Source organism: Jeotgalibacillus marinus (assembly GCF_040801915.1).
In the GTDB taxonomy this organism is placed as follows: Bacteria; Bacillota; Bacilli; order Bacillales; family Jeotgalibacillaceae; genus Jeotgalibacillus; species Jeotgalibacillus marinus.
In genome coordinates, this window is the sequence record NZ_JBFMIA010000077.1 from 1 (window position 1) to 593 (window position 593).

2 protein-coding genes are annotated in these 593 nt (G+C 37.4%); both read right to left on the bottom strand.

Going from position 1 to position 593, the window contains the following annotated elements; genetic code table 11:
* On the bottom strand, positions 1 to 275 hold a 275-nt coding region (locus tag AB1471_RS17015), incomplete at its 3' end, for a DUF1700 domain-containing protein (RefSeq protein WP_367780932.1).
* 4 nt (positions 276 to 279) lie between these two features.
* On the bottom strand, positions 280 to 591 hold the full coding sequence (locus AB1471_RS17020; protein ID WP_367780933.1) for a PadR family transcriptional regulator: 312 nt from the start codon (positions 589 to 591) through the stop codon (positions 280 to 282).
* Positions 592 to 593: the final 2 nt, after the last annotated feature.

Genomic DNA, 593 nt, shown 5'->3' on the forward strand with positions numbered 1-593 from the left:
TTGAACATACCAAGTCCTACTGCTGCAAACACCACTTTTGTTACATTATTAAATGTAGGATCTTGATCTGCTTTTGTAATTTTGTATTGAACCATAATGGCTTTACCAACTTTTTTAGGTGTGCCAAGCCCTTTTATTATTTCACTTTCTGTACGTCCCTTAGCGAGTGCAATGTCAAAATGCTCCCCGTAATCAAGTAATATTTCCTTTTGTTCCTCCTTTGGCAGATCCTTTATTTCTCTGGCTAATTCAGATAAATATGTTTTTTGTTCCACCGTACTATTCCCCCTCAATTAATTCATTGACACCCTTTGTGAACAAAACCCATTCCATCGTAAGTTGATCCTTTAACCGGACACCTTTGGAGGTTAACTTGTAATACTTTCTAGGCGGTCCTTCAGTCGATTCCTTAAGGTACGTAGAAAATAAACCTTCTTTCGTCATTCTCCTTAGTAATGGATAGATCGTTCCTTCAGAGATCTCGAACTTCTTTGATATGTCTTCCACCAATTCATATCCATAACAGTCTTTCTTATTCGTTAAGGAGAGGACACATAGTTCGAGCACTCCCTTTTTAAATTGCACATTCATCA